Source organism: Sphingomonas sp. Root720 (assembly GCF_001428605.1).
GTDB lineage: Bacteria > Pseudomonadota > Alphaproteobacteria > Sphingomonadales > Sphingomonadaceae > Rhizorhabdus.
In genome coordinates this window covers 396,035-423,015 of sequence record NZ_LMID01000013.1, presented here as the reverse complement: position 1 = coordinate 423,015, position 26,981 = coordinate 396,035, and the positions used below count along the sequence as shown (strand labels likewise).

General features: G+C 67.1%; 30 protein-coding genes and 2 tRNA genes. 14 read left to right on the top strand and 18 right to left on the bottom strand.

The features are described from left to right. Positions 1-5 precede the first annotated feature (5 nt). Both secD and yajC read right to left on the bottom strand, forming a co-directional pair. Positions 6-1,601: a protein translocase subunit SecD gene (gene secD, locus ASE22_RS19545; RefSeq protein WP_056363628.1), complete on the bottom strand. Its 1,596-nt coding sequence runs from the start codon at positions 1,599-1,601 to the stop codon at positions 6-8. Positions 1,602-1,608: 7 nt separating this feature from the next. Beyond that, positions 1,609-1,947 (bottom strand): preprotein translocase subunit YajC, encoded by a 339-nt coding sequence (gene yajC, locus ASE22_RS19540; protein ID WP_056363626.1) that lies wholly within the window; start codon positions 1,945-1,947, stop codon positions 1,609-1,611. Positions 1,948-2,079: 132 nt separating this feature from the next. Here yajC and ASE22_RS19535 point away from each other — a divergent pair. Both ASE22_RS19535 and paaK read left to right on the top strand, forming a co-directional pair. Then, positions 2,080-2,156, top strand: a tRNA-Pro gene (locus ASE22_RS19535). Positions 2,157-2,498: 342 nt separating this feature from the next. After that, on the top strand, positions 2,499-3,788 hold the full coding sequence (paaK, locus tag ASE22_RS19530; protein ID WP_056363624.1) for a phenylacetate--CoA ligase PaaK: 1,290 nt from the start codon (positions 2,499-2,501) through the stop codon (positions 3,786-3,788). A 24-nt stretch (positions 3,789-3,812) separates the two neighbouring features. Here the strand turns inward: paaK and ASE22_RS19525 are convergent, their stop codons facing one another. Next, positions 3,813-4,001: a DUF3008 family protein gene (locus tag ASE22_RS19525; RefSeq protein ID WP_056363622.1), complete on the bottom strand. Its 189-nt coding sequence runs from the start codon at positions 3,999-4,001 to the stop codon at positions 3,813-3,815. Between the two features lie 90 nt (positions 4,002-4,091). Continuing rightward, positions 4,092-4,310 carry a hypothetical protein gene (locus tag ASE22_RS19520; protein ID WP_056363620.1) on the bottom strand — a complete coding sequence of 73 codons (219 nt, stop codon included), beginning with the start codon at positions 4,308-4,310 and terminating at the stop codon, positions 4,092-4,094. A gap of 244 nt (positions 4,311-4,554) precedes the next feature. Between ASE22_RS19520 and ASE22_RS26925 the strand changes: the two genes are divergently transcribed. Further along, positions 4,555-4,710, top strand: a complete 156-nt coding sequence (locus ASE22_RS26925) for a hypothetical protein (RefSeq protein ID WP_156397153.1) — start codon at positions 4,555-4,557, stop codon at positions 4,708-4,710. A gap of 44 nt (positions 4,711-4,754) precedes the next feature. Here ASE22_RS26925 and ASE22_RS27725 read toward each other — a convergent pair whose 3' ends face one another. Further along, positions 4,755-4,871, bottom strand: coding sequence for an SDR family oxidoreductase (locus ASE22_RS27725; RefSeq protein ID WP_414886409.1), 117 nt, complete (start codon positions 4,869-4,871; stop codon positions 4,755-4,757). Between the two features lie 33 nt (positions 4,872-4,904). Between ASE22_RS27725 and ASE22_RS27720 the strand changes: the two genes are divergently transcribed. Together ASE22_RS27720 and ASE22_RS19510 are read left to right on the top strand one after the other, a co-directional pair. After that, positions 4,905-5,132 (top strand): hypothetical protein, encoded by a 228-nt coding sequence (locus ASE22_RS27720; protein WP_235536299.1) that lies wholly within the window; start codon positions 4,905-4,907, stop codon positions 5,130-5,132. A gap of 637 nt (positions 5,133-5,769) precedes the next feature. Further along, entirely contained in the window at positions 5,770-7,503 is a 1,734-nt protein-coding gene (locus ASE22_RS19510; protein ID WP_156397152.1) for a hypothetical protein, read from the top strand. 877 nt (positions 7,504-8,380) lie between these two features. Here the strand turns inward: ASE22_RS19510 and ASE22_RS19500 are convergent. Continuing rightward, positions 8,381-8,457: transfer RNA gene (locus ASE22_RS19500), tRNA-Arg, on the bottom strand. 81 nt (positions 8,458-8,538) lie between these two features. On the opposite strand from ASE22_RS19500, the gene ASE22_RS19495 reads away from it, so the two are divergent. Next, a complete protein-coding gene (locus ASE22_RS19495) occupies positions 8,539-9,039 on the top strand; it encodes a hypothetical protein (RefSeq protein ID WP_056363610.1) in 501 nt (166 codons plus the stop codon). Between the two features lie 19 nt (positions 9,040-9,058). Further along, positions 9,059-11,116, top strand: coding sequence for a S9 family peptidase (locus tag ASE22_RS19490; RefSeq protein WP_056363608.1), 2,058 nt, complete (start codon positions 9,059-9,061; stop codon positions 11,114-11,116). 123 nt (positions 11,117-11,239) lie between these two features. On the opposite strand, the gene ASE22_RS19485 is transcribed toward ASE22_RS19490, so the two are convergent. The 3 genes from ASE22_RS19485 to ASE22_RS19475 are packed head-to-tail and all read right to left on the bottom strand — an operon-like array spanning position 11,240 to position 12,869. Continuing rightward, a complete protein-coding gene (locus tag ASE22_RS19485) occupies positions 11,240-11,887 on the bottom strand; it encodes a heme exporter protein CcmB (protein ID WP_056363606.1) in 648 nt (215 codons plus the stop codon). Further along, the gene (gene ccmA, locus ASE22_RS19480; RefSeq protein ID WP_056363604.1) at positions 11,884-12,468 is read right to left on the bottom strand and encodes a heme ABC exporter ATP-binding protein CcmA; all 585 of its coding nucleotides are present in this window, start codon (positions 12,466-12,468) and stop codon (positions 11,884-11,886) included. The genes ASE22_RS19485 and ccmA overlap by 4 nt, the downstream gene beginning before the upstream one ends. Then, positions 12,468-12,869, bottom strand: coding sequence for a metallopeptidase family protein (locus tag ASE22_RS19475; RefSeq protein ID WP_056363602.1), 402 nt, complete (start codon positions 12,867-12,869; stop codon positions 12,468-12,470). The genes ccmA and ASE22_RS19475 overlap by 1 nt, the downstream gene beginning before the upstream one ends. Positions 12,870-12,920: 51 nt before the next feature. On the opposite strand from ASE22_RS19475, the gene ASE22_RS19470 reads away from it, so the two are divergent. Then, complete coding sequence (locus tag ASE22_RS19470; RefSeq protein WP_056363600.1) at positions 12,921-13,214, top strand: 4a-hydroxytetrahydrobiopterin dehydratase; 294 nt, start codon at positions 12,921-12,923, stop codon at positions 13,212-13,214. Between the two features lie 101 nt (positions 13,215-13,315). Here the strand turns inward: ASE22_RS19470 and ASE22_RS19465 are convergent, their stop codons facing one another. From ASE22_RS19465 to ASE22_RS19445, 5 genes are all read right to left on the bottom strand, one after another. After that, the gene (locus ASE22_RS19465) at positions 13,316-14,182 is read right to left on the bottom strand and encodes a class I SAM-dependent methyltransferase (RefSeq protein ID WP_056363598.1); all 867 of its coding nucleotides are present in this window, start codon (positions 14,180-14,182) and stop codon (positions 13,316-13,318) included. A gap of 130 nt (positions 14,183-14,312) precedes the next feature. Continuing rightward, a complete protein-coding gene (locus ASE22_RS19460) occupies positions 14,313-15,545 on the bottom strand; it encodes a M16 family metallopeptidase (protein WP_056363596.1) in 1,233 nt (410 codons plus the stop codon). Between the two features lie 5 nt (positions 15,546-15,550). Next, positions 15,551-16,951, bottom strand: a complete 1,401-nt coding sequence (thrC, locus tag ASE22_RS19455; protein ID WP_056363594.1) for a threonine synthase — start codon at positions 16,949-16,951, stop codon at positions 15,551-15,553. Between the two features lie 138 nt (positions 16,952-17,089). Continuing rightward, the gene (locus ASE22_RS19450; RefSeq protein ID WP_235536298.1) at positions 17,090-17,518 is read right to left on the bottom strand and encodes a GFA family protein; all 429 of its coding nucleotides are present in this window, start codon (positions 17,516-17,518) and stop codon (positions 17,090-17,092) included. 164 nt (positions 17,519-17,682) lie between these two features. Next, positions 17,683-18,651 carry a hypothetical protein gene (locus tag ASE22_RS19445; RefSeq protein WP_056363593.1) on the bottom strand — a complete coding sequence of 323 codons (969 nt, stop codon included), beginning with the start codon at positions 18,649-18,651 and terminating at the stop codon, positions 17,683-17,685. 243 nt (positions 18,652-18,894) lie between these two features. Here ASE22_RS19445 and ASE22_RS19440 point away from each other — a divergent pair, with 243 nt between their 5' ends. From ASE22_RS19440 to ASE22_RS19425, 4 genes are all read left to right on the top strand, one after another. After that, a complete protein-coding gene (locus ASE22_RS19440) occupies positions 18,895-20,085 on the top strand; it encodes an aspartate aminotransferase family protein (protein ID WP_056363591.1) in 1,191 nt (396 codons plus the stop codon). Further along, positions 20,082-21,011: an ornithine carbamoyltransferase gene (gene argF, locus ASE22_RS19435; protein ID WP_056364142.1), complete on the top strand. Its 930-nt coding sequence runs from the start codon at positions 20,082-20,084 to the stop codon at positions 21,009-21,011. The genes ASE22_RS19440 and argF overlap by 4 nt, the downstream gene beginning before the upstream one ends. 136 nt (positions 21,012-21,147) lie before the next feature. After that, complete coding sequence (hslO, locus tag ASE22_RS19430) at positions 21,148-22,047, top strand: Hsp33 family molecular chaperone HslO (protein WP_056363588.1); 900 nt, start codon at positions 21,148-21,150, stop codon at positions 22,045-22,047. 165 nt (positions 22,048-22,212) lie between these two features. After that, entirely contained in the window at positions 22,213-22,677 is a 465-nt protein-coding gene (locus ASE22_RS19425; protein WP_235536297.1) for a DUF3617 domain-containing protein, read from the top strand. Positions 22,678-22,904: 227 nt separating this feature from the next. On the opposite strand, the gene ASE22_RS19420 is transcribed toward ASE22_RS19425, so the two are convergent. Beyond that, on the bottom strand, positions 22,905-23,687 hold the full coding sequence (locus tag ASE22_RS19420) for a hypothetical protein (RefSeq protein ID WP_056363560.1): 783 nt from the start codon (positions 23,685-23,687) through the stop codon (positions 22,905-22,907). A 138-nt stretch (positions 23,688-23,825) separates the two neighbouring features. Between ASE22_RS19420 and queC the strand changes: the two genes are divergently transcribed. Both queC and queE read left to right on the top strand, forming a co-directional pair. Further along, complete coding sequence (queC, locus tag ASE22_RS19415; protein ID WP_056363558.1) at positions 23,826-24,518, top strand: 7-cyano-7-deazaguanine synthase QueC; 693 nt, start codon at positions 23,826-23,828, stop codon at positions 24,516-24,518. Continuing rightward, positions 24,518-25,150 carry a 7-carboxy-7-deazaguanine synthase gene (gene queE / locus ASE22_RS19410; RefSeq protein WP_056363557.1) on the top strand — a complete coding sequence of 211 codons (633 nt, stop codon included), beginning with the start codon at positions 24,518-24,520 and terminating at the stop codon, positions 25,148-25,150. Before queC ends, queE begins: the two co-directional genes overlap by 1 nt. A 49-nt stretch (positions 25,151-25,199) precedes the next feature. Here queE and ASE22_RS19405 read toward each other — a convergent pair whose 3' ends face one another. The 3 genes from ASE22_RS19405 to lipB form a co-directional block, all read right to left on the bottom strand. Next, entirely contained in the window at positions 25,200-25,886 is a 687-nt protein-coding gene (locus tag ASE22_RS19405; RefSeq protein WP_056363556.1) for a hypothetical protein, read from the bottom strand. A 64-nt stretch (positions 25,887-25,950) separates the two neighbouring features. After that, the gene (locus ASE22_RS19400; protein ID WP_056363555.1) at positions 25,951-26,184 is read right to left on the bottom strand and encodes a hypothetical protein; all 234 of its coding nucleotides are present in this window, start codon (positions 26,182-26,184) and stop codon (positions 25,951-25,953) included. Between the two features lie 52 nt (positions 26,185-26,236). Beyond that, positions 26,237-26,911 (bottom strand): lipoyl(octanoyl) transferase LipB, encoded by a 675-nt coding sequence (gene lipB, locus ASE22_RS19395; protein WP_056364134.1) that lies wholly within the window; start codon positions 26,909-26,911, stop codon positions 26,237-26,239. Positions 26,912-26,981: the final 70 nt, after the last annotated feature.

The following is a 26,981-nucleotide window of genomic DNA, read 5'->3' as shown; positions in this document are numbered from 1 at the left end:
TCCGATCAGATATGGATGCTGGTGGGCCGCTTGCGGCGGAGCCACAGCGCGACGAGCATGCGGGTGAAGACGACGGCGGTGAACACCGAGGTGGCGATGCCGATCAGCAGCACGACCGCGAAGCCCTTCACCTGGCCCGAACCGAGCAGGAACATGATCAGCCCGGCGATGGCGTGGGTGACGTTCGCCTCGAAGATCGTCCGGCTGGCTTCCTTATAGCCATGCTCGACCGCCTGGGTGGGCGACCGGCCCCGGCGCAGCTCCTCGCGCACGCGCTCGTTGATCAGCACGTTGGCGTCGACCGCGGTGCCGATGGTCAGCACGAAGCCGGCGATGCCGGGCAGCGTCAGCGTCGCATGGAGCAGCGCCATCACGCCGAGGATGACGAACACGTTTATGATCACGGCGAGGTTCGCGTAGAAACCGAAGCGGCCGTAGCTGACCAGCATGAAGATCACCACGCCGACCACGGCGATCACGCTGGCGAGGGTGCCGGCCCGGATCGAATCGGCGCCGAGATCGGGGCCGACAGTGCGCTCCTCGACCACCTTCAGCGCGACCGGCAGCTTGCCCGACCGCAGCGCGATCGCGAGCTGGCTGGCGCTGTCGGTGGTGAAGCGGCCCGAGATCTGCGCCTGGCCGCCCAGGATCGGTTCGTTGATGTTCGGCGCCGACAGCACCTTGCCGTCGAGGATCATCGCGAAGGGCTTGCCGACATTCTCCTGCGTGACGCGGGCGAATTTGCGGCCGCCCTCGCTGTTGAAGGTGATCGAGACGACAGGCTCGTTGGTCTGGCTGTTGTAGCTGAGCTTGGCGTCGATCAGCTCGTCGCCGCTCAGCATCGCGCGGCGCTTGACCGCGATCGGCGGCTGGCCGGGTTCGGCATAGGGGAGGATCTCGCTGCCCACCGGCGCGCGGCCCTGGGCGACGGCGGCAGGATCGGCGGTGAGGTCGACCAGCTTGAACTCGAGCTTCGCGGTGCGGCCGAGCAGCGCCTTGAGCGCCGCCGGATCCTGGAGACCCGGCACCTGCACGACGATGCGCTCGGCACCCTGGCGGATGATGGTCGGCTCGCGGGTGCCCATCTCGTCGATGCGCTTGCGAACGACCTCGGTCGCCACCTGCATCGCGGCGTCGGTCGCCTGGTTGAGGCCCTGCTGGGTCGGGGTCAGGACCATGCGCGTCGAATCGACGACCTGCACGTCCCAGTCACGCTGCCCGGTCATGCCCGACGGCTGGGTGAGCGTGCGGATGCGCTCGACCGCGGCGTCGATCTGGCTGGCGTCGCGGACGAAGAAGGAGAGGCGGCCGCCCGTGGTCGAGATGTCGCCGATCGCGATCGGCGGATCGGCACGGCGCATCTCGGTGCGGACCTGCTCCTCCATCTTGGCGATGTTCTGCTTGGCGAGGTCGGCGGTGTCGGCCTCCAGCATCAGGTGGCTGCCGCCCGACAGGTCGAGGCCCAGGTTGATGCGCGGCAGGCCGCTCAGCCCGGCGCGCTCGGCGACCGATTCGGGGATGAAGCTGGGCAAGGACAAAAGAACGCCGACCGCCAGCAACAGGCAGATCGACCATATCTTCCAGCGCGGAAAATCGAGCATCGTCGGATCAGTCGTTGGCGGGCTTGCCGGCGCCCGCGGTGCGGACCTCGGCGATCGTGCCCTTGACGATCTTCACCTTGACGTTCGGTGCGATCTCGGCCTCGACCTCATGCTCGTCGACCTTGACGACCTTGGCGACGATGCCGCCCGCGGTGACGATCAGGTCGTTCTTCTTGACCGCGTCGATCGTGGCGCGATGCTCCTTCGCACGCTTCTGCTGCGGACGGATCAGCAGGAAATAGAAGATGACGCCGATCAGGACGAACTGGCCGAGCATGAAGATCGTGCTGCCGGACGAAGAGCCGGCGGCACCTGCGGCCTGTGCGTATGCGGGAGAAGCGAACATCGTATCTGGTATCCCGGAAAAAGCGGGTCCGTTGGGGCCCCGAAGTGGCGCGCGCCTATCACGTTCCGCATGGCAAGGGCAACCGCGCGCTTGCCAAGCGCGAAAGACCTCCCTAAAGCGCGCAGCCTTGGTCGGGGCGTGGCGCAGCCTGGTAGCGCACTTGACTGGGGGTCAAGGGGTCGCAGGTTCGAATCCTGTCGCCCCGACCATTGAAATCCAACCGATTAGACCCCCAGTTCGCCGGACCGCCGCATGGCGGCCGGCGCCGGCGTCCTCTCATTCCCCGCTCCGCGCTTTCATTCGGCGGTCGAGTCGCGCGAAACCCGATTCGAGTCCCGGAAATTGGGCGTTTCATATATTGATCGACCAGACGTTTAATTATATCACCGCTCGATCGGAGCGGTGGGCACATGGGCGATTCCCGTCATTCATGTGCACAGGCTTCCGGTTCGTCTTATTGTCGGCAGCGCCGGCCCGGTCCAGATAAAGAGCCGCGCCGTCGAGCCTGATGGCCGGTCGCACCCTCGGTGCGCAGGAATGGAGAGAGGATCATGGCTGAGGTCGACTATGGCCCCGCGAATCTGGCGGACCTGCGGGCGATCCAGCTCGAGCGGCTGAAATCCACGCTGGCGCACGCCTATGCGCATTCGCCGCATTATGCGAAGGCGTTCGACGCGGCGGGGGTGACCCCCGACGACCTGCGCTCGCTCGAGGATCTCGCGCGCTTCCCGTTCACCACCAAGGGCGACCTGCGCGCGACCTATCCGTTCGGGATGTTCGCGGTGCCGCAGGAGCAGGTGTCGCGCATCCACGCCTCGTCGGGCACCACCGGCAAGCCGACCGTCGTCGGCTACACCAAGCGCGACATCGAGACCTGGGCGAGCCTGGTCGCACGATCGATCCACGCGGCCGGCGGACGGGCCGGGATGAAGGCGCAGATCTCCTACGGCTATGGCCTGTTCACGGGCGGGCTGGGGGCGCATTACGGCGCCGAGGCGCTGGGCTGCACCGTCATCCCCATGTCGGGCGGCCAGACCGAGAAACAGGTCCAGCTGATCTGCGACTTCAAGCCCGACATCATCATGGTCACGCCGAGCTACATGCTCGCGATCCTCGACGAGTTCCGCCGCCAGGGGATCGATCCGCGCGCGAGCTCGCTCAAATACGGCATCTTCGGTGCCGAGCCCTGGACCGAGGCGATGCGCCGCGAGGTCGAGGAGGCCTTCGACATCAAGGCGACCGACATCTACGGCCTGTCCGAGGTGATGGGGCCCGGCGTCGCGCAGGAGTTCGTCGCGTCGCAAGCCGGCCCGACGATCTGGGAGGATCATTTCTACCCGGAGGTGATCGATCCCGCGACGGGGGAGGTGCTGCCCGACGGCGAGGAGGGCGAGCTGGTCTTCACCTCGCTCACCAAGCAGGCGCTGCCGATCATCCGCTACCGCACCCGCGATCTCACCCGGCTGCTGCCGGGCATCGAGGTGCCGATGCGCCGCATGGCGAAGATCACCGGCCGCAGCGACGACATGCTGATCATCCGCGGCGTCAACGTCTTCCCGACCCAGATCGAGGAACAGGTGCTCAAATGCGAGGGTCTCGCCCCGCATTTCGAGGTCGAGATCACGCGCCCGGGCCGCATGGACGAGGTGCTGATCATCGTCGAACGCCGCCTCGAGTGCGACGAAGCGCGGGGCAGCGCCGAGGGCGCCCGCCTGGCCGGCTACGTCAAGGAGGTGATCGGCATCAGCGCCCGCACGCGGATCGTCGAATGCGGTTCGCTGCCGCGCTCGGCCGGCAAGATCGCCCGCGTCCGCGACCTGCGAGATCGCGCTCCGGCCTGAAGCGCCGGGGCGCGAAGCCGGCGGTCAATCCTTGCTCTTGTGCTCGGGCTTTCCCTTGCGCTTGGTCGAGGCCATCTTCTCGAGCTCGGTTTCGCTCATCGACTTTTCCATCGACCTCGACGCGCCCTTGAGCTCGCTCTTGGGCGTGTCGCCGCGCTTCGCCGACAGGGCGGCGCCGGCGGCTTTCTGTTGTGCTCCGGACTTTGCGGGCATCGCGTCTCTCCTGTGGATCGGGCGAGAAAAACCCCCGGCGGGCATGGACGGTTCCGCAGCAAGGCGCGGTCGCCCATCCCGTCGACCGCGTCAGTTCTTCCCGGCCGAAACGGGCGTCGTCTTCGGCGGCAAACCTTCGCTGCGGCGCTCCGCGTCATGCTGGTCGCGCACCGCCTGCTCGCTGCGCTGCTTCTCCGCACGCGACCGGCGGTTGCGGACCATCGCAAACAGAATCGCCAGCGCGAGAACGACCGGCCCGGCTATGGTGATCACGCTCCACAGGGCGCCGCCTGCGTCTATCTGTCCCACAAGGCTTCTCCTCGACATCGATTGCCCGTGAACAACGCGTCCGTAGGGCGATGGTGCCGGTCGTCACGCGGCCGTACCGCTCCCGAGCGGAGGCAGGCGCTGGGCGCCGTTCCAAACAGAAGCGCGGGGCGACGTGATTATCAGGACAAGCGCGCGGCGACGGCGCAATGACCGGACGTGCCCGTCAACTTGACCGGGCGCATCTTTTGTACCTCCAAAGGGAGGGCCAGCTTATCGGTGGACGGTGCGGTCTTATATTTGTGGGCCGCGCCTGGACGGATTCAAGCTACCGCGCCGCTACAGCTTCGTCGATGCGCTGCCGCGCAACGCCAGCGGCAAGATCCTCAAGCGTGAACTGCGTGCCGCCTTCTGGACCGAACGCGAACGGCAGATCGGCTGATGGGCGAGAGGAGGCCGGCAGCCTGCATCCCGCCCATCGCGACATCACATCGCGGAATAGCCGCCGTCAACCGCGATGGACGCGCCCGCCACGAACGACGCCGCATCGGAGAGCAGCCAGGCGGCGGCCTCGGCAAGTTCGTCTTCGACGCCTCTGCGCATGAAAGCCGCAACCTGTTCACGCTCGATGTCCGTGTGCGCACCAACGACGCCTATCTCGATGCGCACACGCTGATCAACGGATCGATCGGCTTCACTAATGCCGACGAGCGCTATCAGGTTCGCATCATCGGACGGAACCTGGGTAACCAGGGCTATCGCACGGGGGCACAGACGGTCGGCAGCCTGTTCCGCTACTCGATCTACGGCGAGCCGCGCTATCATGGTCTGGAAATCGGCGTGAAGTTCGGCGGCACGCGTTGAAGGTTGGGCCCCAAAGGCCAGCCATTATTCGATAATGGCTTCTGTTGAGGGAGAGAGTGCTAGGCGCACTCCCCTTTTTCGTTTGCCATGCGGTAGTGCCGGATTTTTGGACAGGGTGCTAAGCCAATCCCGACCTGAGGAGTGGGACGGGAATGAAGACGACTAGGCCGGATTGACATTCAGGATTCCCAAACGAGTTAATCGCCGACCGATAGGATTCCGTGTTGAAGCGGAGCGAATGATGGCGAGCTGGCGGCGAAACACGGTAAGTCGTTGTTCGCGTCTTGGATATGCAAAGTCCGGTCCTGCTAAAACGGACGTTCGTAGAGCTGCGCAGGCCCTCTCTGCTAGGTCCCGGCCGTTGGACGGTCCTGACTGTCCGCTTGTCGTGTGCTGATGGAGCTAAGCCTAATCGGATGATGCGCCACCTACTAGGGTTAGTCCGCGACAGCATCAAAGATTGCAGCCGACCCAGGGCTTGCTGCCGATCCGATACCGTTGTGCCATAGGTGCGAGGCGAACGGGAAGATCGTCGGGCGCTAAGTCGCGAGGCACGACAAGAGAACGCCCTCGGAATCGCTATTCCTTTCGCGCGATCGAGCGTGGTAACTGATGATCGGACGAGCCGGGGCGGCGTATGTTTAATTGGCTAATCGCGTTATTATCTTCGCGTCATGCGGACGATCATCCGCATGGGCGTTTCTGGCGGGGTTTCGAGCGCACTAGCATCGTGTTTGGCACCGTCGCCTCGGCGACCGCGATCTTCGGTATTTATTCTTGGTACACGGAGAGTGACGACAGGCGGCTTGAGCGCGCAGTGAAACTCTATCAGGCGTCGTCGGGGGCGGTGGCAACCCTCGACCGGACGCGAGGCAGACCGGCTGAGCTCGGTCAGAGCGCCTCGGTGGAACTGCTTGAGATGCTCCAGCGAAACCTCGACGATGTCGATCTAAATGATCTCTATCTGACCGGCCTGACCTTGATATCGCCGCTCTATCAACCACCCGGTGGGCTCACCTTCCTCAACAACAGCGGCCTCGTCGTGCCGCGGGCCGGGCTGTTCCGGCGAGTCGAGAATGACATTCCACATCTTGACAAACAGCGTTGCGGCCACGCCATCGTCGCGATCACCTCCTTCCTCGTCTGGACCGATTCGGCGCTCGGCGAAACGGCGCTATGTGTCTACGGGACGCTGGCCGCGAGCCGCTTGAGCCTTGGTCGCTCAGCCGTCTTTCTGCGCGGCGCGATGCTGTCGAACCGGCGGCTTCGTTCGGCCGTGCTGAAGGAAAGGCTGCCCGGTTATCAAACACTCGAGGAGCACTTACGCATCGCGAATATCGAAGAACGCGATCCGCTGGTCCCGCTGCGGCCGGCGCTCGTCCTCGTCGAGAGCGAGGCCACGCGCGCGACAATTAACGTCGAGAATGCCGATTTCTACGGTGAGGATATGATCCTCGACCGCGCGACGCTTGTGGTCCACGGCGAATTTTTCGGCGCGAAGGACAGTTCCCTTAGGGGCGCGGTGCTGCATGCACCGGGTCTCTCGCGACTGCGTTTCGCGCTCGAAAATTATCCGAAATGCCTTTTGGTCGGGCGACCGAACCGATGGCTCGGCGAGCGGAGCCCGGATTATTATAGCAGCTGGCATGATTATGACGAGCAGGTGCAAGCGTCCCCGACCCGGCCGGCCCGCCCCGCGCGGGTCGAACAGCAAGAAGCGAAGTGCGCCGATGTCCTCAATCGCGCCGAGGCGACCTTGAACGATACGTCGACCGAAGGTGACGGTATCTTCCTCCAGAACGTCGATATTAGGGGTGCGGACCTCTCAGCGCTGCCGAAGATCTTCCTCCGGCTAATCAATGTTTGTGCGGACGCCGCGACCAAGTTCCCCAAGGGGCTGACGGTACCAGCCTGTACGGGCGAGAGCCTAAACTATTGGGACAGCATCCGCGCCTGCCGCCGGGGCCAGAGCCAACCCAACCAGATCAGGGCCTGCCAGCATGAGGCGGCGGGCAGGATCGCCAAAGGGCGCCGAGTGGCACTATCTACCCTCGAGCCGAGCGGCGTATTCGAGGGCTATTTACGCTTCCCATTGAACCTTTATGCTGGGCTCGCCAATGATCATCTGCGCGATCGCTATGGCCGGATCGCGCCGCACACCGACATGCTGCGCGTGGCGCAGCCGCAGGACAAATATCGATTGGTGCTGGAGGGAAGTTACACCCGCTACAATGCCGATGCGGGGTATCGCGACAACCTCTTTTCACGGATCGAGGAACCGCCGTCGCGCTGGAACCCACCTGAGGATTGGGAACGCCCGCTAGTGGAGCCGAAGAGAGCGACGCTACCGAGCTACGAGCCTAAGTCCTGATAAAGCCCGCTGAAAGAACGGAATAGCCGTGCGCCAGCGGCGTTGCCCTCATCCCTTTGACAGTCGGGACGGCGTCCCCGACGCAATAGTTGTGGCTGTCGCGCGGGTGAGGTACAAGTCGTGATCCGGTATGCCATCACCGCACATCGCTCGATCATGTCCTGCTTAGTTATACCGCGGCCGGAACGTCTTGCAATAAGATCGCCCCGTCATGCTGATTGGCAGATTCGCGCTGGGCGTTAAAAATCGGGCATGGGGCCGACGCAGGCGTATTCGGGCCTGACGGGGTCGAACCAAGGTGTCGTGCTTCAGCCGAAGCGCGCTTTGAGCGTCAGGCCATAACTGCGGCGATCGCCCAGAACGCCGACGAAGAGCGTAGCCGCGGTCGCTGCGTCAATTCCGTAAAAATAGCGCTTAGCGAAGATATTCCTGCCTCAGGCGGTCAGCGACCAGCGATTGTCGCCCGAACGAACGCCAAAGCCGCCATTGGCCAGCCAGTAACCCGGCTGTCGGCCATAGGCCGACCCGGCGTGAGCAGATTCGTCGCCGACCGATAGCTTCCGTTGAAATAGGCGATGAGATTGAGCTCAGTCGTCAGCGATCGATCCAGATCGAAGCTGACCTGACCCGTCCATTTCGAGGCGTTTGCCACGGTCTTGCCAGAGAGGTCGACAAAAGGCGGCGCACCGGCGGCCTGATCTTCGATCGGAGCAGGCGCTCGCCGATGAGACTCCGACCGATTGTCGGCCAGATCCGTCAGTCAGAAACGTCTCCCGGCTCGCAGATCCAAACCCCTGGTACGCAAACCCGAGGAAAAGCGGGACGAATTTCGCCCGTCCCGAAAATCTCGGGAATCAAGTTTCGACTATGGAAAAATTGGCGCGCCCGGAACGATTCGAACGTCCGACCCTCAGATTCGTAGTCTGATGCTCTATCCAGCTGAGCTACGGGCGCGCTGTGGGGGGCTAACTAGTCGGGGAGGGGCTCGGGCGCAAGCCCGTTGCGCAGATTTTATCGCGCGCCTAGAGCTTGGCCATGAAAAGCCGCCTTTTCCCTGCCGCTCTGCTCCTTTGCGCGGGCCTTTCCGGCTGCGCCGACACCCGGTCCGGCTATCCGTCGCTGGCGCCGCGGCCGATCGAGCGGGAGGTGCTGCAGGCGGATGCGGTTCCGCCGGTGCCGGCGACGGCGCCCGCACCCGCCGCGCCGTCGGCCGACATCGCCCAGATCGTCGCCGGCGCGCGGACCGCCGACGCCGCGTTCCGCGCGGCGCTCGAAAAAGCGCGCCCCGCGATCGAGGCCGGCCGTTCGGCGCCCGAGGGGAGCGAGGCCTGGGTCGCCGGCCAGCAGGCCTATAGCAATGCCGACGTCGCCCGCATGCCCGTCGCCGACGCGCTGGCCGAGCTCGACCGGCGGCGCGAGGCGGCGGTGACCGCGGGGGATGCGGCCGGCGGGGCAGCCGTCGCCGAGGCGCTGGGCGAGCTCCAGCAACTCCACGAGGCCGAACGCGCGCTGCTCGCCGCGCTGATGCCCGCCTGACCCCCAAAAAGGCCTCTCCATGACCTACGACCTGCCCGCGCCGCCCGTCGCGGCCCGCCGCCCGCATCAATATAGCCGCCACGGCCATGCGATCGACGATCCCTGGTCCTGGCTGAAGGACCCCAAATATCCGACCGTCGACGATGCCGACGTGCTCGCCTATCTCCGCGAGGAGAACGCCTATTTCGAGGCGGCGATGAAGCCGCACGAAAGTCTGGTCGAGACGCTGTTCGCCGAGATGAAGGCGCGCCTCAAGGAGGACGACGCCAGCGTTCCGCAGAAGGACGGCGACTGGCTCTACTGGTGGGCCTACCAGCCCGGCGGCCAATATCGCCTCTGGTATCGCAAGCCGGCCGAGGGCGGCGAGGAGAGGGTGATCCTGGACGAGCCCGCCGAGGCGGCGTCGGTGGAGTATTTCCGCCTCCAGGTGCTGAGCGTCAGCCCCGACGGCCGGCTCGCCGCCTGGTCGGCCGACCGCAGCGGCGCCGAGCGCTTCGAGCTGCGCATCCGCGACCTGGGGACCGGCGAGGATATCGAGACCGTCACTGCCGTCGCCAACGGCGCGGTCGCCTGGGGCGCGGATTCGCGCAGCGTCGTCTACACCGAGGTCAACGACAATTGGCGCACCTATCGCGCGCGGCTCCACATCCTCGGCACCGATCCCGCCAGCGACCGGACGCTCTACGAGGAGACCGAGGAACTCGGCTTCAACGTCGGGGTCGGCAAGACCCATGACGACCAGTGGATCGTCATCGCGACCGGCGACAACCAGACGAGCGAGGTCCGCCTCGTTCCCGCGGCCGATCCCGGCGCTTCGCCGATCCTGGTCAGCCCGCGCCGGGTGAAGCGCGAATATTCGGTCGACAGCGCGCACGGGTCGCTGTGGATCCTGACCAACGACGATCATGTCAATTTCCGCGTGGCGCGCGCCGATCCGGCCGATCCGGGCGCCTGGGAAACCGTCGTCGCCGGGTCCGACCGCGTCTATATCCGCGGGCTCACCAGCTTCGCGCGGCATCTGGTGCTGACCGAGCGGGTCGACGGGCTCGACCAGGTCCGGCTGCGCGCCTATGACGGCCAGGAGCATCGCATCGCCTTTCCCGAGGCGAGCTACACGGCGGGGCTCGGCAGCAATCCCGAATATGATCCGCCCGCCTACCGGCTCGGCTATGCGTCGATGGTCACGCCGCAGACGGTGTTCGACTATGATCCCGCCGCGCGGACGCTGACGACGCTCAAGGTGCAGGAGATCCCGTCGGGCTACGACCCGTCGCTCTACGCGACCGAGCGGCTGATGGTGCCGGCCCGCGACGGCAAGGCGATCCCGGTGTCGGTGCTCTACCGCAAGGGCTTTCCCCGGGACGGATCGGGCAAGCTGTTCCTCTATGCCTATGGCGCCTATGGCCATGCGATCCCGCCGGGCTTCTCGACGGTGCGGCTGTCGCTGGTCGATCGCGGCTGGGCCTATGCGATCGCGCATATCCGCGGCGGCGACGATCTCGGCTACGACTGGTATCTCCAGGGCAAGGCCGAGCAGCGCTGGAACACCTTCCACGACTTCTCGGACGCGGCGAAGGGGCTGATCGCGGCGGGCCTCACCAGCGCGGGCCGGATCGCGATCAACGGCGGGTCGGCGGGCGGCGAGCTGATGGGCGTCGTCGCCAACACCGATCCCGATCTGTGGGGCGCGGTGGTGGCCGACGTGCCCTTCGTCGACGTGCTCAACACCATGCAGGACGAAAGCCTGCCGCTGACCCCAGGCGAATGGCCCGAATGGGGCAACCCGATCACCGACCAGGCGGCGTTCGAGCTGATCCGCAGCTACAGCCCCTATGACAATGTCGCGGCGCAACCCTATCCGCCGATGCTGATCACCGGCGGCCTCAACGATCCGCGCGTGACCTATTGGGAGCCCGCCAAATGGGCCGCCCGGCTGCGCGCGACCAAGACCGACGACCATCTGCTGCTGCTCAAGATCAACATGGGCGCGGGCCATGGCGGCAAGTCGGGCCGCTATGAATCGCTGCGCGAGGATGCCGAGGCCTATGCCTTCGTGCTGACGCAGGTGGGCGGATAGGCGGCTGACTTCTCCGTCACCCCAGCGAAGGCTGGGGTCTCGTGAGAGGGGAGAGCAGGTCGCGGCAGGAGCCTCCCGAGATGCCTGCCTGCGCTGGCATGACGCGGCAGGAGGAGAGGGGCATCAGTCCCTCGCCGCCCTGAGCGCGGCACCCGCCGCGAAGGGGGCGAGGGCGGTGAGCAGCAGGGCGGCCGCGCCGAGCAGCTTGATCGCGCCCATGCCGTCCTGTCCCAGCGCGCCCGCGCCGAAGATCAGCAGCGGCACCGCGAGGGGCAGCATGACGAGCCCCGCCAGCGCCCCCGCGCCGCGCAGGCCCAGGGTCAGCGCGCTCGTCATCACGCCCAGCGCGGCGAGTGCCGGGGTGCCGATCGCCAACCCGGCCTCGAGCCGGAACAGGATGTCGCCGTCGAGCTTCAGCAGCGCGGCTGCGGGCAGGGCGGCGATCATCAGCGGCGGGCCGAAGCCCAGCCAGTGGGCGGCGATCTTGGCGGCGGCGATCCCCTCGTCGGACAGGCCGCGCACCGCATATTGGTCGAGCACGCCGCTATCGGCGTCGGGCGCCACCAGCCGGTCGACCGGCAGCAGCGCCGCGAGCAGCGCCGCCATCCACAGCGCGCCGCCGCCGACCTTGGCGAGCAGCGGCCCGTCGGGCCCGACCGCGAAGGGGAAGAGCGTTGCGACCAGCAGGAAGAAGATCAGCGGCAGCAGCGCGCCGCCGCCCTGATAGGCGAGGCGCACGTCGCGCAGGATGATCGTGCCCCAGGGGCTCATGGCCGCGTCCCCAGCGGAATCTCGATCGCCCCGGGCAAGGCCAGCGACTGGTGCGTCGCGACGACGACGATCCCGCCCGTGTCGCGGTGCGCGGCCATCGCGGCGGCGAGCCGGTCGATCGACGCGGTGTCGAGGCCGTTGCCGGGCTCGTCGAGCAGCCAGATCGCAGCGCGGCCGGCGATGACGCGGGCGAGCGCGGCGCGCTTGCGCTGCCCGGTCGAGAACATCCGGACCGGCACCTGCGCCAGGTTGGCGATCGCCATCCGGTCGAGCGCCGCATCGACATCGGCCGGGGAGGCGCCGTCGAGCTTCGCCCAGAAGCCGAGCGCCCGGCCGAGCGGCAGGCGTGGATCGAGCGCGGCGGCTTCCCCCGCGAAGGCGATGCCGCCGGCGCGCTCGACCGTGCCGGCGGAGGCAGGCAGCAGCCCGGCCGCGATCCGCATCAGGCTCGACTTGCCCGCGCCGTTGGGCCCGGTCAGCAGCGCGGCGTCCCCCGCGTCCAGCGCGAAGCTCATCCCCTCGAACAGCAGCCGGTCGCCGCGCAGGCAGGCGACCCGGTCGAACGCCAGTCGCGCCACCATCAGCCGACCATCGCCTCGAGCGCGTGCATGTCGTCGTCGGACAAACCGAAATGATGGCCGATCTCGTGGATGACGACATTCGAAACGAGCGCCTCCAGCGTCACGTCGGTCTCGACCCATTCGTCGAGGATCGCACGGCGATAGAGGTGGATCATGTCGGGCATCGTCCCCGAATGGTCGACCGACTTCGATCCGACCGGCAGGCCCGTGTAGAGCCCGGTCAGGTCGAACGGGCTTTCGATCCCCATCTCGGCGAGGGTCGCGTCGTCGGCGAACTCTTCGATCTTGAGGACGACGTCGCCCAGGTGGCGCGCGAACGCCGGCGGCAGCTTCGCGATCGTCGCGCGCGCGATCGCCTCGATCCGGTCGGCGTCCGGCGCCAGGGTTTGACCTTCGCTCATCTTCGGCCGACATAAAGCGCGCAACCGGAACACGCCAGCGAGGATAGAGCGATGCCGATCGAGCCCCTGACCGACGAGGAGCGCGCCGACGCGCTCGATGGCCTGCCCGACTGGGACTATGACGAGGCCCGCGATGCGATCAGCCGCAGCTTCACCTTTCCCGATTTCCCGGCCGCCTTCGCGTTCATGACGCGGGTCGCGCTCTATGCCGAGAAGCACGACCATCATCCGGAGTGGTCGAACGTTTGGAACCGGGTGGATATCCTGCTGACCACCCACGATGCCGGCGGGCTGTCGCACCGCGATGTCAGCATGGCCGAGGCGATCGAAGGTCTTGCGGAGTAATGGATGGCCCGCCATGATCGTCAGTATCGCGCGCATCGGCATTTAAGGCTGCTTCAGGTCGCGCTTGTCGACGGCCGCCACCTCGGCGGACCGCCGGACGATCAGTCCCGCCGCCACCGCGCGAAGATCGCGGTCGGCAGCAGCAGGCCGCGCGCTTCTTCGCGCACGGCCATCTCGCCTACCTCGACCGTGCCGCCGAGATCGGCCATCGCCTGTCGCAGCAACTCGCCGATCGCCAGCGCGGACATGCGGATCGCGTAGACCGTGAGCACCAGGAACTTCGACTTCTCGTCGAGCAGCGCGCGGCAATCGGCGATCAGGCCCGGAAGATGCTCCTCCAGCCGCCAGACTTCGCCATCGGGGCCGCGCCCGAATTTGGGCGGGTCGAGGAAGATGCCGTCATAGCGGCGGCCGCGGCGCACCTCGCGCGCGGTGAACTTGGCGGCGTCGTCGACCATCCAGCGGATCGGCCGGTCGGCCATGTCGCTGAGGAAGGCGTTGGCCTTGGCGGCATCGACCGACTTCTTCGAGGCGTCGACATGGGTGAGCTTCGCCCCCTTGGCGGCGAGCGCCAGGGTGCCGACGCCGGTGTAGCCGAACAGGTTCATCACCTCGTCGCCTTCGCCGGTGCGGTCGCGCATCCAGCTCCATTGCGGGGCCATGTCGGGGAAGAAGGCGAGGTGGCGGAAGGGGGTGTTCTGCGCCATGAAGCGCACCTCTTCCCAGCGCATGTGCCAGCCGCCGCGCGGGACGTCGCGCGACAGGTGCCATTTGCCGCCGCCATCCTCGTCCGAGGCGCCGATGAAGTCGCCGTCGGCTTCCCAATTGGGGGAGGCGGGCGCCCACATCGCCTGCGGCTCGGGGCGGATGAAGCGGAAGCGGCCGTAGCGCTCGAGCTTGCGGCCATGACCGGAGTCGACGAGGCCGTAATCGTCCCACGGTTCGGTGATGAGGGTGGTGAGGTTCATGTCCAAGTGCCCGTCATGCCAGCGCAGGCCGGCATCTCGCGAGGAGGGGAGATGCGGTTGCCGCTGGAGCCGCCCGAGATCCCAACCTGCGCTGGGATGACGCGATGGGCGGCGACGCGTGCCGCCGGCGTCACGCCGCCGCCTTGAGCGCGGGCCCCACCGTCGCCAGCGTCTCGGGCCCTTCGAGCAGGCGGGCGCCGGCGGCGCGGACCTCCTCCAGGGTGCAGGCTTCGATCCGGGCGACGATCGTCGCGGGGTCGATCGGAGCGCCATGGACCAGGGTCTGGAAGCCGAGCCGGTCGGAGCGGCTCTGGACCGATTCGAGCGCCATCAGGATCGTCGCGCGGATCTGCGCCTTGGCGCGGGCCAGCTCGACGGGGGTGAGGTCGATCGTCGCCCCGCGCAGCAGCTCGCGCGACAGGTCGGTCGCGTTCTGCGCCTCGCGCCGCGCGGTCGCGAGGTAGACGGTCAGCATGCCGGTGTCGCGCCAGGCCGCGACCGAGGTGCCGATCGAATAAGCGAGCCCGCGATCCTCGCGGATCGACTGGAACAGCCGCGACGAGCTGCCTTCGCCCGCCGCCTGGCTGAACAGCAGCAGCGGATAGTAAGACGGGTCGAAATAGCTGACGGCTTCATAGCCGAACAGGATATGGGCCGATTCGAGCCGGCGCCGTTCGACGAAGCTGCCGCCCCGATAGGCCGCCAGCTCGGGAACCGGGCGGGGCGCCTGTTCCATGTCGCCGAAGCGTTCCTCGGCCAGCGCGACCAGCCGGTCGACGTCGATCTTGCCCGCCGCCGCCAGCACCATGCCCTCGGGCCGGTAATGCTTGCGCGTCCAGGCGTGGAGATCATCGACGCCGATCGCCGCGATCGTGTCCTCCTCGCCCAGCACCGGACGGCCGAAGGCCTGGCCCGGCCAGGCGGTCGAATGGAAATGATCGTTGATGATGTCGTCGGGCAGGTCGCGCGCCTCGCCCAGTTCCTGGAGAACGACGTCTTTCTCGCGCACCAGATCGTCGCCGTCGAAATGGGGCTTGCGGATCAGGTCGCCGATCAGCTCGACGCCGAGATCGAGATGCTCGGCCAGCAGCCGCGCCTGGAAGGCGGTCTGGTCGCGCGAGGTGAAGGCGTTGAGATAGCCGCCGACATTCTCGATAGCTTCGGAGATCGCACGCGCGCTACGGCCGCCCGCGCCCTTGAACACCATATGCTCGAACAGATGGGCGAGCCCGTTGGTGCGACCGTCCTCGTGCCGGGCGCCGCAATCGACATGCAGTCCGACGGCGATCGTCTCGACGCCCGCCATCGGCTCGGCGGCGATGGTGAAGCCGTTGGCCAGCCGGTGGAGATGCGGCCCCGACATGATGTTCAGGCGACCGTCGCGGCCTGCTCGGCGACGAAATTCTCGATCGCGCCGATCTCGGCCGGGAGCACCGCATAGCGCTCCTGCCGCTCGAACAGTTCGCCGATCCGTGCCGGCAGGATCGGCCGGGTGCCGGTCGCGCGCTCGACCGCGTCGCCGAATTTGGCGGGGTGGGCGGTGGCGAGGGTGACGATCGGGATCGAGGGGTCGAGGTCGCTGTCCTGCGCGGCGGCGAGGCCGATCGCGCTGTGCGGGTCGATCGTTTCGGCGGCGCGGTCATGCGCCCAGCGCATCGCCAGCTGCATGCGATCGGCGTCGATGCGGGCGCTGGCGAGGAGGCCGGCGGCCTCGGCCTGCATCGCGGCGGGGATGTCGAGCCGCTTGCTCGACTCGAACCCCTTCATCGTCGCGGCGAGCGCGGTGCCGTCGCGGCCGTGCAGGTCGAACAGCAGGCGCTCGAAGTTGGAGCTGACCTGGATGTCCATCGACGGGGCGGCGGTGGCCGTGACGGTGCCGACCGAATAGTCGCCCGCCGACAGCGCGCGGTGGAGGATGTCGTTGACGTTGGTCGCGACGATGAGCCGGGCGACGGGCAGCCCCATCTTCGCCGCGACATAGCCCGCGAACACGTCGCCGAAATTGCCGGTCGGGACCGAGAAGGCGACCGGCCGGTCGGGCGCGCCGAGCCGGACGGCGGCGTAGAAATAATAGACCACCTGGGCCATCAGCCGCGCCCAGTTGATCGAATTGACCGCGGACAGGTTGAAGCGGCCGGCGAAGTCCGCATCGGCGAACATCGCCTTCACCAGCGCCTGCGCGTCGTCGAAGCTGCCCTCGATCGCGATATTGTGGACGTTGGGAGCCAGAACGGTCGTCATCTGGCGGCGCTGCACCTCGGACACGCGGCCCTTGGGATGGAGCATGAAGATGTCGACCTTGGCGCGACCGGCGAGCGCGTCGATCGCCGCGGAGCCCGTGTCGCCGCTGGTCGCGCCGATCACGGTCAGATGGGTGTCGCGCTTCGCCAGGAAGCGTTCGAACAGCAGGCCGAGCAGCTGGAGCGCGACATCCTTGAAGGCGAGCGTGGGCCCGTGGAACAGTTCGAGCAGCCACTGGCGATGGTCGAGCTGCTTGAGCGGTACGACCGCCGCATGGGCGAACCGGCCATAGGCGGCCTCGCACAGCGACTTGAGCTCGGCATCGTCGAGCGCGCCCGCGACGAAGGGCTTCATCACCGCGACGGCGGTGTCGACATAGGACAGGCCGCGCAGCGCCGCGATCTCCGCCGTGGAGAAGCTGGGCCATGTTTCGGGCACATAGAGGCCGCCGTCCGCCGCGAGGCCCGCGAGCGTGACATCTTCGAATCCGAGGCGCGGGGCCGAGCCCCTGGTGCTGACATACTGCATGACCGGCGGCCCTTAGCGGGCACGGCCCGATGCGGCAAGAAAATCAGCCTCGGAAATGCGTGTCGGCCGTCCCAGACGCGCTCAGCCGATGGGAAGGGGGCGTATGTCGCCGGCGATCCCCGACGTGCGCGCCGCGGTTTAGGGCCGTTCCCGTTCATGGCGCGGCAGCGCATCGATCGTATCGAACCAGCCGATCCGGCTTTCGCGCCAGATGTGGAAGGCGGGTGGCAGCCAGGTCGGATCGTCGAGCGACACCGTCGCGAAGTCGAGCATGTCGGGCGCATGATCGACCCACATGGCGAGGGAGCTGCCGCAGTCGCCGCAGAACCAGCGTTCACCGACGCTGGACGACCGGACGCGAACCGGATCGCCTTTCTCGATGCGGAAGTCGGGCAGCGGCACCGAGGCGAAGGCCATCACCGGCGCCCCGCTGAATCGCTGGCACATGCGGCAATGGCAATAGCCGGGGTCGACCGGCTCGCTCGCCAGCCGGTAGCGGATCGCGCCGCACAGGCATCCGCCGACATGAGCGGCATCGGGTGCGTCATCGGCTTCGGGAATCATCATCGCTCTCCCGGGTTGAGGTGCGGAAGGGCAACGACGTTGGCCGGTCCGTGGCTCCGTCCGTCGATGCGAGCGGTTGGATTTTCCGGATGGGCGGTCGCGGGCAATTTCTGCCGAGCGATCCGCAGCTCGTCCCGGCCGCACCGGCGGGTGGCCGATGCGGCCGTCTAGAAGGTGAGCCCGAGCGAGACGCGCAGGTCCCGGGTGGAGATGGCGCGGGTGTCGGCGATCGGACGGAAATCGCTATAGGTCGCGCCGATCGTCAGGGGGCCGCGCGTCGCGCTCGTCGCCACTGTCAGCTTGTCGCCGTTGAGCGTGCTGATGCCGTTGGCGGCGAAGCGCCGGTAGCTGGTCCGGGTGGAGGCGAGTTCGCCCAGGTCGAAATCGCTGCCCATTTGCCAATAGGTGGGGGCGCCGCCGGTCGCGTTGGCGAGTGCGCCGGTCTGGCGGACATAGCCCAGCGAATAGCCGAGCCTGATGTCCTGCCCGACCCGCCGGCTGCCGCTGAAGCGTGCGCCATAGACCTGGTTGAGCAGGCGGAAGTCGTCGCCGGCGGCATTGCGCTGGTCGATCTGATAGGCGTAGCCGCTGAGGGTGCCGATCCCGTTGGTCCAGCTCAGCTGCGCGAAGATATTCTCGCCCGGCACGTTGACGGGCAGGGGCCCGACATCGGCTGCCCACAGGCTGCTGCTCGCCCACGCATAAGCGAGGTCGGCGCTGAAACCCGGCATGCCGGACCAGCGCAGCCGGGCGGCGTCGAACGTCTGCTCGCCGTCGCGATCGCCGGTGATGGCCACGTCGGCGATGCCGAGACGCTGCCGCCCGAGGCTGATCGCGGTCCGGGGGAGTCCGCTATATTGCAGCTTGAGTTCGCCGAGCTGGATGGCGTCGGGCCGCATCGGGGGCCTCGTCGCCGCGCCGCTCGCATCGCGGCGCACCTCGATCGCGGCGGCGCTGATCGCGTCGAACGACCAGGGCCCGGACGATAGCGCGACGCCGGGCCGCGCGCGGAAGAGGATCGCATCCTCACCGCCGAGCAGGCGATCGGCGGCATATTGCTCGTAGCGCAATTCGGTGCCGAAGACCGGCGACAGGGTGACGGGCTGCGCCGCGAGCGGCTGGACCCAAGCAAGCAATGGCGAAGCAAGCAATGACAAGGCCAACAGGCGACGCATCGACGACCCCGAATGGATGATTCTCTATGGATTTTCGGGGCTTTTAGCCGATTGTGCGGATCCATCCCACAATGATGCGACGAAGCGTTTGACGAGCATGACGCCGCACGACTATATGCTCGCTCCGACAGGCGGCCGGGAGGGCCGCCTTTTTGCGTTTCGGAGCTTGTTCAGGCCGATCGAGAGGAAAAGGGAGTTTTTGCCATGACCATCACCCCGCTCATGCCGGTTTATCCGCGGTGCGGCGTGCGTCCGGTGCGAGGCGAAGGCTGCTATCTCATCGGCGAGCGCGGCGAGCGCTACCTGGACTTCGCCAGCGGCATCGCGGTCAATATCCTCGGTCACGGCCATCCCGAGCTGGTCAAGGCGATCGCCGACCAGGCGGCGACGCTGATGCACACCTCGAACCTCTACGGCAGTCCGCAGGGCGAGGCGTTCGCGCAGAAGCTGGTCGACAAGACCTTCGCCGACACGGTGTTCTTCACCAATTCGGGCGCCGAGGCGGTCGAGTGCGCGATCAAGACCGCGCGCCGCTATCATTATGTGAACGGCAATCCCGAGCGGACCAAGATCATCAGCTTTTCGAACGCCTTCCACGGGCGGACGCTGGGCACGATCTCGGCGACCAACCAGGCCAAGATGCGCGACGGCTTCGAGCCGCTGCTGCCGGGCTTCGAGGTGGTGCCGTTCAACGATCTCGAGGCCGCACGGGCGGCGGTCGACGCCGGCACGGCGGGCTTCCTGGTCGAGCCGGTGCAGGGCGAGGGCGGCATGACCCCGTCGAAGCCCGAGTTTCTCAGGGGCCTGCGCGAGATCTGCGACGAGCGGGGCCTGCTGCTGATCCTCGACGAGGTCCAGTGCGGCTATTGCCGGACCGGCGCCTTCTTCGCGCATGAGCATTACGGCATCACGCCCGACATCATGGCGGTCGCCAAGGGCATTGCTGGCGGCTTCCCGCTCGGCGCCTGCCTCGCTACCGAGGAAGCGGCGAAGGGCATGGTGGTCGGCACGCACGGCTCGACCTACGGCGGCAACCCGCTCGCGATGGCGGCGGGCGAGGCGGTCTTCAAGGTCGCGGTCAACGACGAATTCCTCGCCAATGTCCGGGCGACCGGCGACCGCCTGCGCCAGGCGATCGAGCAACTCATCCCCAACCATGACGGCGTGTTCGACAGCGTGCGCGGCCTGGGCCTGATGATCGGCATCAAGCTGAAGGACGCGGTCGAGGCGCGCGGCTTCGTCGCGCATCTGCGCGACAATCACGGGCTGCTGACGGTGGCGGCGGGCGACAATGTCGTCCGCATCCTGCCCCCGCTGGTGATCGAGGACAGCCATATCGCCGAATGCATCGAGAAGCTCTCGGCGGGGGCGCGGACGTACGAGCCCTCGGCGTGACCCGGCGGTTCCTCGACCTCGCCGACGCCGGCGCCGCCGGCATCCGGCTGATGCTCGACGAAGCGGTTTCCCGGAAGAAGGCCAGGGCCGGCCTGCCCAAGGGCACCCCCGACCGCGATGCGCCGCTCGCCGGCCATACGCTGGCGATGATCTTCGAGAAGAACTCGACGCGGACCCGCGTGTCGTTCGACATGGCGATGCGCCAGCTCGGCGGTACGACGATCGTGATGGATTCGGGCGGCATGCAGCTCGGCCGCGGCGAGACGATCGCCGATACCGCGCATGTGCTCAGCCGCTATGTCGACGCGATCATGATCCGCACCGACGATCACCAGAAGGCGGTCGACCTCGCGAAGCATGCCGACGTGCCGGTGATCAACGGGCTGACCGACCGGTCGCATCCGTGCCAGATCATGGCCGACCTGCAGACGGTCCTCGAGCATAAGGGGCGCGTGGACGGGCTCGGCTGGGCGTGGCTGGGCGACGGCAACAACGTGCTCCATTCGATCGTGGAGGCGGGCAGCCTGCTCGGCTTTCCGGTGCGAATCGGCTGTCCCGACGGCTATGATCCCGATCCGGCGGTGCTGGCCGATGCGCGCGCGCGCGGCGGCGAGATCCTGCTGTCGCGCGATCCGGTCGAGGCGGTGCGCGGCGCCGACATCGTCGTCACCGACACCTGGATATCGATGGGCCAGGCCCATGCCGAGGCGAAGCTGGCGGCGATGATGCCGTACCAGGTCGACGCGGCGAAGATGGCGCTGGCCGCTTCCGATGCCGCCTTCCTCCACTGTCTCCCCGCGCACCGCGGCGAGGAGGTGGTCGATGCGGTCATCGACGGGCCGCAGTCGCTGATCTGGGACGAGGCGGAAAATCGCCTCCATGCCCAGAAGGCGGTACTGCTCTGGTGCCTCGGCAAGCTGGGCTGACCGCCAAGGCCGACGGACAGGCTTGAAATAGCCGCCGGTCATGCTGACCTTGTTTCGGTATCCACCCATCGTCGTCACGGACGATGCGCGTGAAGCATGGCCCCGAAACGCGTTCGGGGCGACGATGGGGTAGATTGTGACGTCCGACATCCAGATCATCGACACCGCGCTGGGCTTCGCCATTCCCGAACGCCATGCCCGCGGCCGCCTCGTCCGGTTGGGCCCGGTGCTCGACGCCGTGCTCGGCGCCCATGGCTATCCGCCGGCGGTGGAGAAGCTGCTGGCGGAGGCGATCGTGCTTGCCGCGCTGCTCGGTTCGACCCTGAAGCATGACGAGGGGCAGCTGACGCTGCAGGCGCAGGCCGACGGCGGCGCGATCGAACTGCTGGTCGCCGACTACAGGAACGGTGAGCTGCGCGGCTATATCCGCCACGACCCGGAACGGCTGGCCGAAATCCCCACCGATCCCTCGCTGTTCGCGCTGTTCGGCCGGGGCTATCTGGCGATCACCTTCGACCAGGCGGTGACCGGCGAGCGCTACCAGGGGATCGTGCCGCTCGAGGGCGGTTCGCTCGCCGAGGCCGCCGAAGCCTATTTCAGCCAGTCCGAGCAGCTGCCCAGCCTCGTCCGTCTGGCCAGCCGGCGGTCGGCCGACGGCCGCCATGTCGCGGGCGGCCTGCTCGTCCAGCACCTGCCCGAAGGCGAGGAGGGGCGTGACCGCATCCATACCCGGCTCGATCATCCCGAATGGGAACATGTCGAGGCGCTGGCGCAGACGGTGACGTCCGAGGAACTCGCCGACCCCGACCTGCCGTTCGAGACGATCCTGTGGCGTTTGTTCAACGAGGACGAGGTCCGCACCTATTCCGGTATCGCGCTGTCGCGGGGCTGCCGCTGCGATCCCGACCATATCCGGTCGGTGATCCTGCGCTTCCCGCCCGACGAACGCGCCGAAATGGCCGACGATCGGGGAGAAATTCACGTCGATTGCGAGTTCTGCGCGAGCCGCTTTTCATTGGCGCTCGATTCGATTTGAGCCGCTGCGACGAATCAGCCGGAATTTCCGCATTTCTGCAACAGGAACTCAGCATTCTTCAGGAAGCGGTTTCACCGGTCTTGATGTATTGACGGTTGGTCGAAGGACGATGGTCTGGCGACGATGATCGGGGGATCGGGGGCGCCTGAAGAGGGCGTGAGGCATATGATGGCTTTGGTGTGGCATGGCGGTCGGGCGGTGCTGATGGCGGGATTGATGGCGGGCATGGCCGCGCAGGCGGCCAGGTCGGAGCCCGTGCCGCCGCCGGGCGGAACCGGCGCGCCGATGTCGCTCGCGGCGCTCAACCAGCTCGAAGCCGGGCTGTGGCAGCTCGACGTCAAGGGCCGGTCGCCGCGACAGATCTGCGTCGCCGATCCGATCAGCCTGGTACAGGTCGAGCATGAGCAGCTCGGCTGCTCGCGCTTCGTGATCGCCAATGATCCGAAAAGCTCCACGGTTCATTACAGCTGCCAGGGCGCCGGGTGGGGGCGCACCACGGTGCGGGTGGAAACGCCGCGCACGGCGGTGATCCAGACCCAGGGCATCTCGCGCAATGCGCCGTTCGACTATACCGTCGAGGCCCGCCGCATCGGTCCCTGCGGCGCACAGTCGGCGGCTCGCCAGCGCTGATTCCGCTGCCCGACCACGGGCGGTACGATTCGCCCGGCGTCGAATCGCCCAGGCCCGCATGCATGTCCGGTGGTTAATGCTTTGTTTAACCCTCTTCCTATATGGAGAGGACGTGCCTTCCCCTTTTGGGCACATTTTCCTCCCTTAGCAGGCTGTATGGCCTCACTGGGCCGCTCTCGGGCGGCCCTTTTTTTGCTCGGCGCCGGGCTCCGGACGCACGGCAGGCGTCACCCCGCCGACTTCAGCTCCACCACGCCGTCGCCGTCTTCGCTGAGGAAGGGCGGATCGGGGATCGCTGCGCGCGATTCGTTGAGCAGCATCGACCAGCGGTTCGACAGATTGCGCATATAGGCGTCGTCGGGCTCGATCCGCCGCTTGATGATCGGCAGTTGGGGATCGTTGCGGAACACCATCACGTCGAAGGGCAGGCCGACCGACTTGTCCGACCGGATCGTCGAGTCGAACGACAGCAGCGCCACCTTCACCGCTTCGTCGATCGTGCTGTCGTAATTCATCGCCCGGTCGAGGATCGGCTTGCCATATTGGCAGGCGCCGATCTGGAAGAACGGGCTGTCGGGCTGGCACTCGATGAAATTGCCGGCATCGTAGATCAGGAACAGCTTGAGCGGACCGCCGCCGATCCGCCCGCCGAGCAACAGCGAGATCCCCGACGCCACACCCGCCGCGTGGAGGGCGGGCTTGAGCTGCGCCCCCGCCGCCATGACCGCCTCTCCGACGAGCTGGGCGGCCTGGAACATGCTCGGCATATGCTCGACCTTGCGGGGCCCATCGTCGGGATCGCGCGATGGAAGCCCCTCGGCCAGCATGCCGAGCACCAGCTGCGTCACCGACAGGTTGCCCGCGCTCGCCGCGACGATGAAGCTGTCCTTGGCGTCCGCCAGCACGTGCAGCTTCCGATAGGTGGAGATATTGTCGATCCCGGCGTTGGTCCGGGTATCGGCGACCATGATCAGCCCCTGACGGAGCATTATGCCCACACAATAGGTCATCGCATTCCCCTAACGGCCGTTCCCCGACCTCGATCGACCATATCGTATCGGCCGCGTTTTCCATTCCCTTTTTCGTTTACCGTCCGCGCGAGGGGCGTTCATCTTTCGCCGGCCGCGAAAATCGCCTAAGCGCGGGACATGTCTGACATTGCGAACAAGGAAGGCCGCCGCGCGATCGTGCTGCTGTCGGGCGGCCTCGACTCGATGGTATCCGGCGGCATCGCCCGCGAGCAGGGGTTCCGGCTCGCGGCGCTGACGATCGACTATAACCAGCGCCACCGGGTCGAGCTCGAGGCGGCGAAGCGGGTCGCGGCGGCGCTGCGGATCGATCGGCACGTCACCCTGCCGCTCAACCTGCGTGCCTTCGGCGGCTCGTCGCTGACCGACGACATCGACGTGCCGAAGGACGGGGTGATGCCCGGCATCCCATCGACCTATGTTCCCGCGCGCAACACGATCTTCCTGTCGCTGGCGCTGGGTTTCGCCGAAGCGACCGGCGCGCGCGACATCTTCCTCGGCGTCAACGCGCTCGACTATTCGGGCTATCCCGATTGCCGGCCCGAGTTCATCGCCGCCTTCCAGCACCTCGCCGACCTGGCGACCCGGATGGGGGTGGAGGGGCAGGGCTTCACCATCCACGCGCCGCTCCAGCACATGACCAAGGCCGACATCGCCCGCGAGGCGGCCCGGCTCGGTCTCGACGCCGGGATGAGCTGGTCTTGCTACGATCCGACGCCCGACGGCCGGCACTGCGGGCTGTGCGACAGCTGCCGGCTGCGCGCCAAGGGCTTCGCCGAGGCCGGGCTCCCCGATCCGACGGTCTACGCCTGATGGGCAGCTATGCCGTGAAGGAGATGTTCCTGACCCTGCAGGGCGAAGGGGTGCAGGTCGGCCGCCGGGCGGTCTTCCTGCGTTTCGCGGGATGCAATCTCTGGAGCGGGCGCGAAGAGGATCGCGCCGAGGCGCAGTGCCGTTTCTGCGACACCGATTTCGTCGGGCTCGATGGCGACAATGGCGGGCGCTACCGCGACGCCGATGCGCTCGCCGACGCGGCGCTGGCGATGTGGGGCGACGTGCCCGGCCCCTTCATCGTCATGACCGGAGGCGAACCGCTGCTCCAGGTCGACGACGCGCTGGTGGCCGCGCTGAAGGCGCGCGGCTTCGAGATCGCGGTCGAGACGAACGGCACCCAGCAGGCGCCGGCGGGGATCGACTGGATCTGTGTAAGTCCCAAGGCCGGCACCGACGTGGTGCTGCGGCGCGGCGACGAGCTGAAGCTGGTCTGGCCGCAGCCGGGGATCGATCCCCTGGCGCTGGAGGACTGGGACTTCGGCCATTTCCTGCTCCAGCCGATGGACGGACCCGAGCTGGCCGATGCGCGCGCGGCGGTGATCGCCTTCGTGATGGATCATCCGAAATGGCGGCTGTCCACTCAGACCCACAAGGTGGTGGGAATCCGCTGACAGACAACGGCCCTCATCCCGACGGAAGCCGGGATGAGGGAGAAAATCCCTAGCCCGTCCGCCCGCTGGGCGCGCTGGCCTGCCGCGTGCCCACGGGGGCGCAGGCGGCCTTGAACTGGTCCTTCTTGGTCCAGCAGGCCTTGTCCATGGAAATGGGCTGGATCGGCACATAGATGAAGCGCCGGGCATGGATCATGTCGCCGGCCGGGACCAGGCTGTTGCGGAACTCGCGCATCCGGTCGACCGCCAGCTGGGTCAGCTTGCCGCGCCCGAGCTTGCGCGCTTCGCGACCGATCGCGCTCGCCGTCTCGCAGAAGCCGAGCTGCGCGTGCATCGTCGAGAAACCGTTGTAGGTCCTGGTGGTGTAGCCATCGAAGGTCTTCTGCCAGGTCTTGCCGCCCGTCCGCTTGAAATAGGCGCCGAGCGTCTTGTAGGCCTCGTTAAGCTCGGCCGAGTTTTTCGACAGCAAGTCGTTGTAGTTGGGGACGGTCAGCAGGATCGGGGAGAATTGGCACTGCAGCGCCGCGACGTTGAGGCCCGCGCGCATGTTCCAGAGCAGATGCGCCTTCAATTCGGCCGGCGTCGCCTTCGGCATTGCCTGGCCGAGCCCCGGTTCGTCGCCGACCACCGGGCCCCCCGTGAAATTGGGCTGCACCCAGAAGAGATAGGCAGAGGCAGGGGCGGCGAGACCCATCGCCGACACCACCGCCAAACCCGAAACCAACCATCGAAACATGCTTTCTCTCCCGAACCTCAGAGACCGCCCACCCCGACAGTGCTCAATATCCCCCAGTTTTCCGTCACATCGCGTTGCTGGCATTCTCCGTCGTCATGCCGTTGTCGGCCGCCGCCGCGGCGCCCGCCTGGTCGAGCGTGGCGCTCTCGACGACGGTCATGTCGTTCATCGACCCGTCGCTGGCGTTCATTTCGACGATGTTGGTGTCGGCGCCCGCGTCCTTCTTGCCGCAGGACGACAGGCCCGCCGCGACCAGGACGAGGCCGCTCGCGAGGATGATGCTGACGGTACGCTTCATGATTACTCCCGCAGGTTTATGCAGGGCAGGATATAGCCAACGACTCGGGCACTCAAGAGTCCCCGTCGGCTTTCGACGAAGATCGCAGGCGCGACAGCATGGCGGGAAAATGCGCGTGCAGGGCGGCGTCGACCGCCGCCATGTCCGTGGCCGCGCCCAGCCGGGCCATGCTGGTCACGGCGAAGTCGCCGAGACCGCACGGGACGATCCCCGAAAAATGCGACAGATCGGGATCGACGTTGAGCGAGAAGCCGTGGAAACTGACCCAGCGGCGGACCCGCACGCCGATCGCGCCGATCTTCGCCTCGTCGGGGCCGTGTCCGGTCCAGATGCCGACCCGGCCGGATTCGCTGCGCCCCTCGATGCCGAAATCGCGCAGCGTCGCGATCACCCAGTTCTCGATCGCCGCGACGAAGCAGCGCACGTCGCGTCCGCGCCTGTCGAGGTCGAGCAGCACATAGCCGACCCTCTGGCCCGGCCCGTGATAGGTATAGCGGCCGCCGCGGCCCGACCGGAACACCGGGAAGCGGTCGGGCAGCAGCAACTCGCCCTCTTCCGCGCTGGTGCCGGCGGTATAGAGCGGCGGATGCTCGAGCAGCCAGATCAGCTCGCGTGCCTCGCCGGTACGGATCGCGGCGGCCCGAGCCTCCATCTCCGCCACGGTCTCGGCATAGGGGGAGAGGCCGGGGGTCACCCGCCATTCGATGGTGTCGTCGTTCACGGTCATCATCTTCGCATATTGCCGCTTTCGGCGCGCGATCAAGTGCTGCGCGATTGCGCTTGCCGCGCCCGGCGGA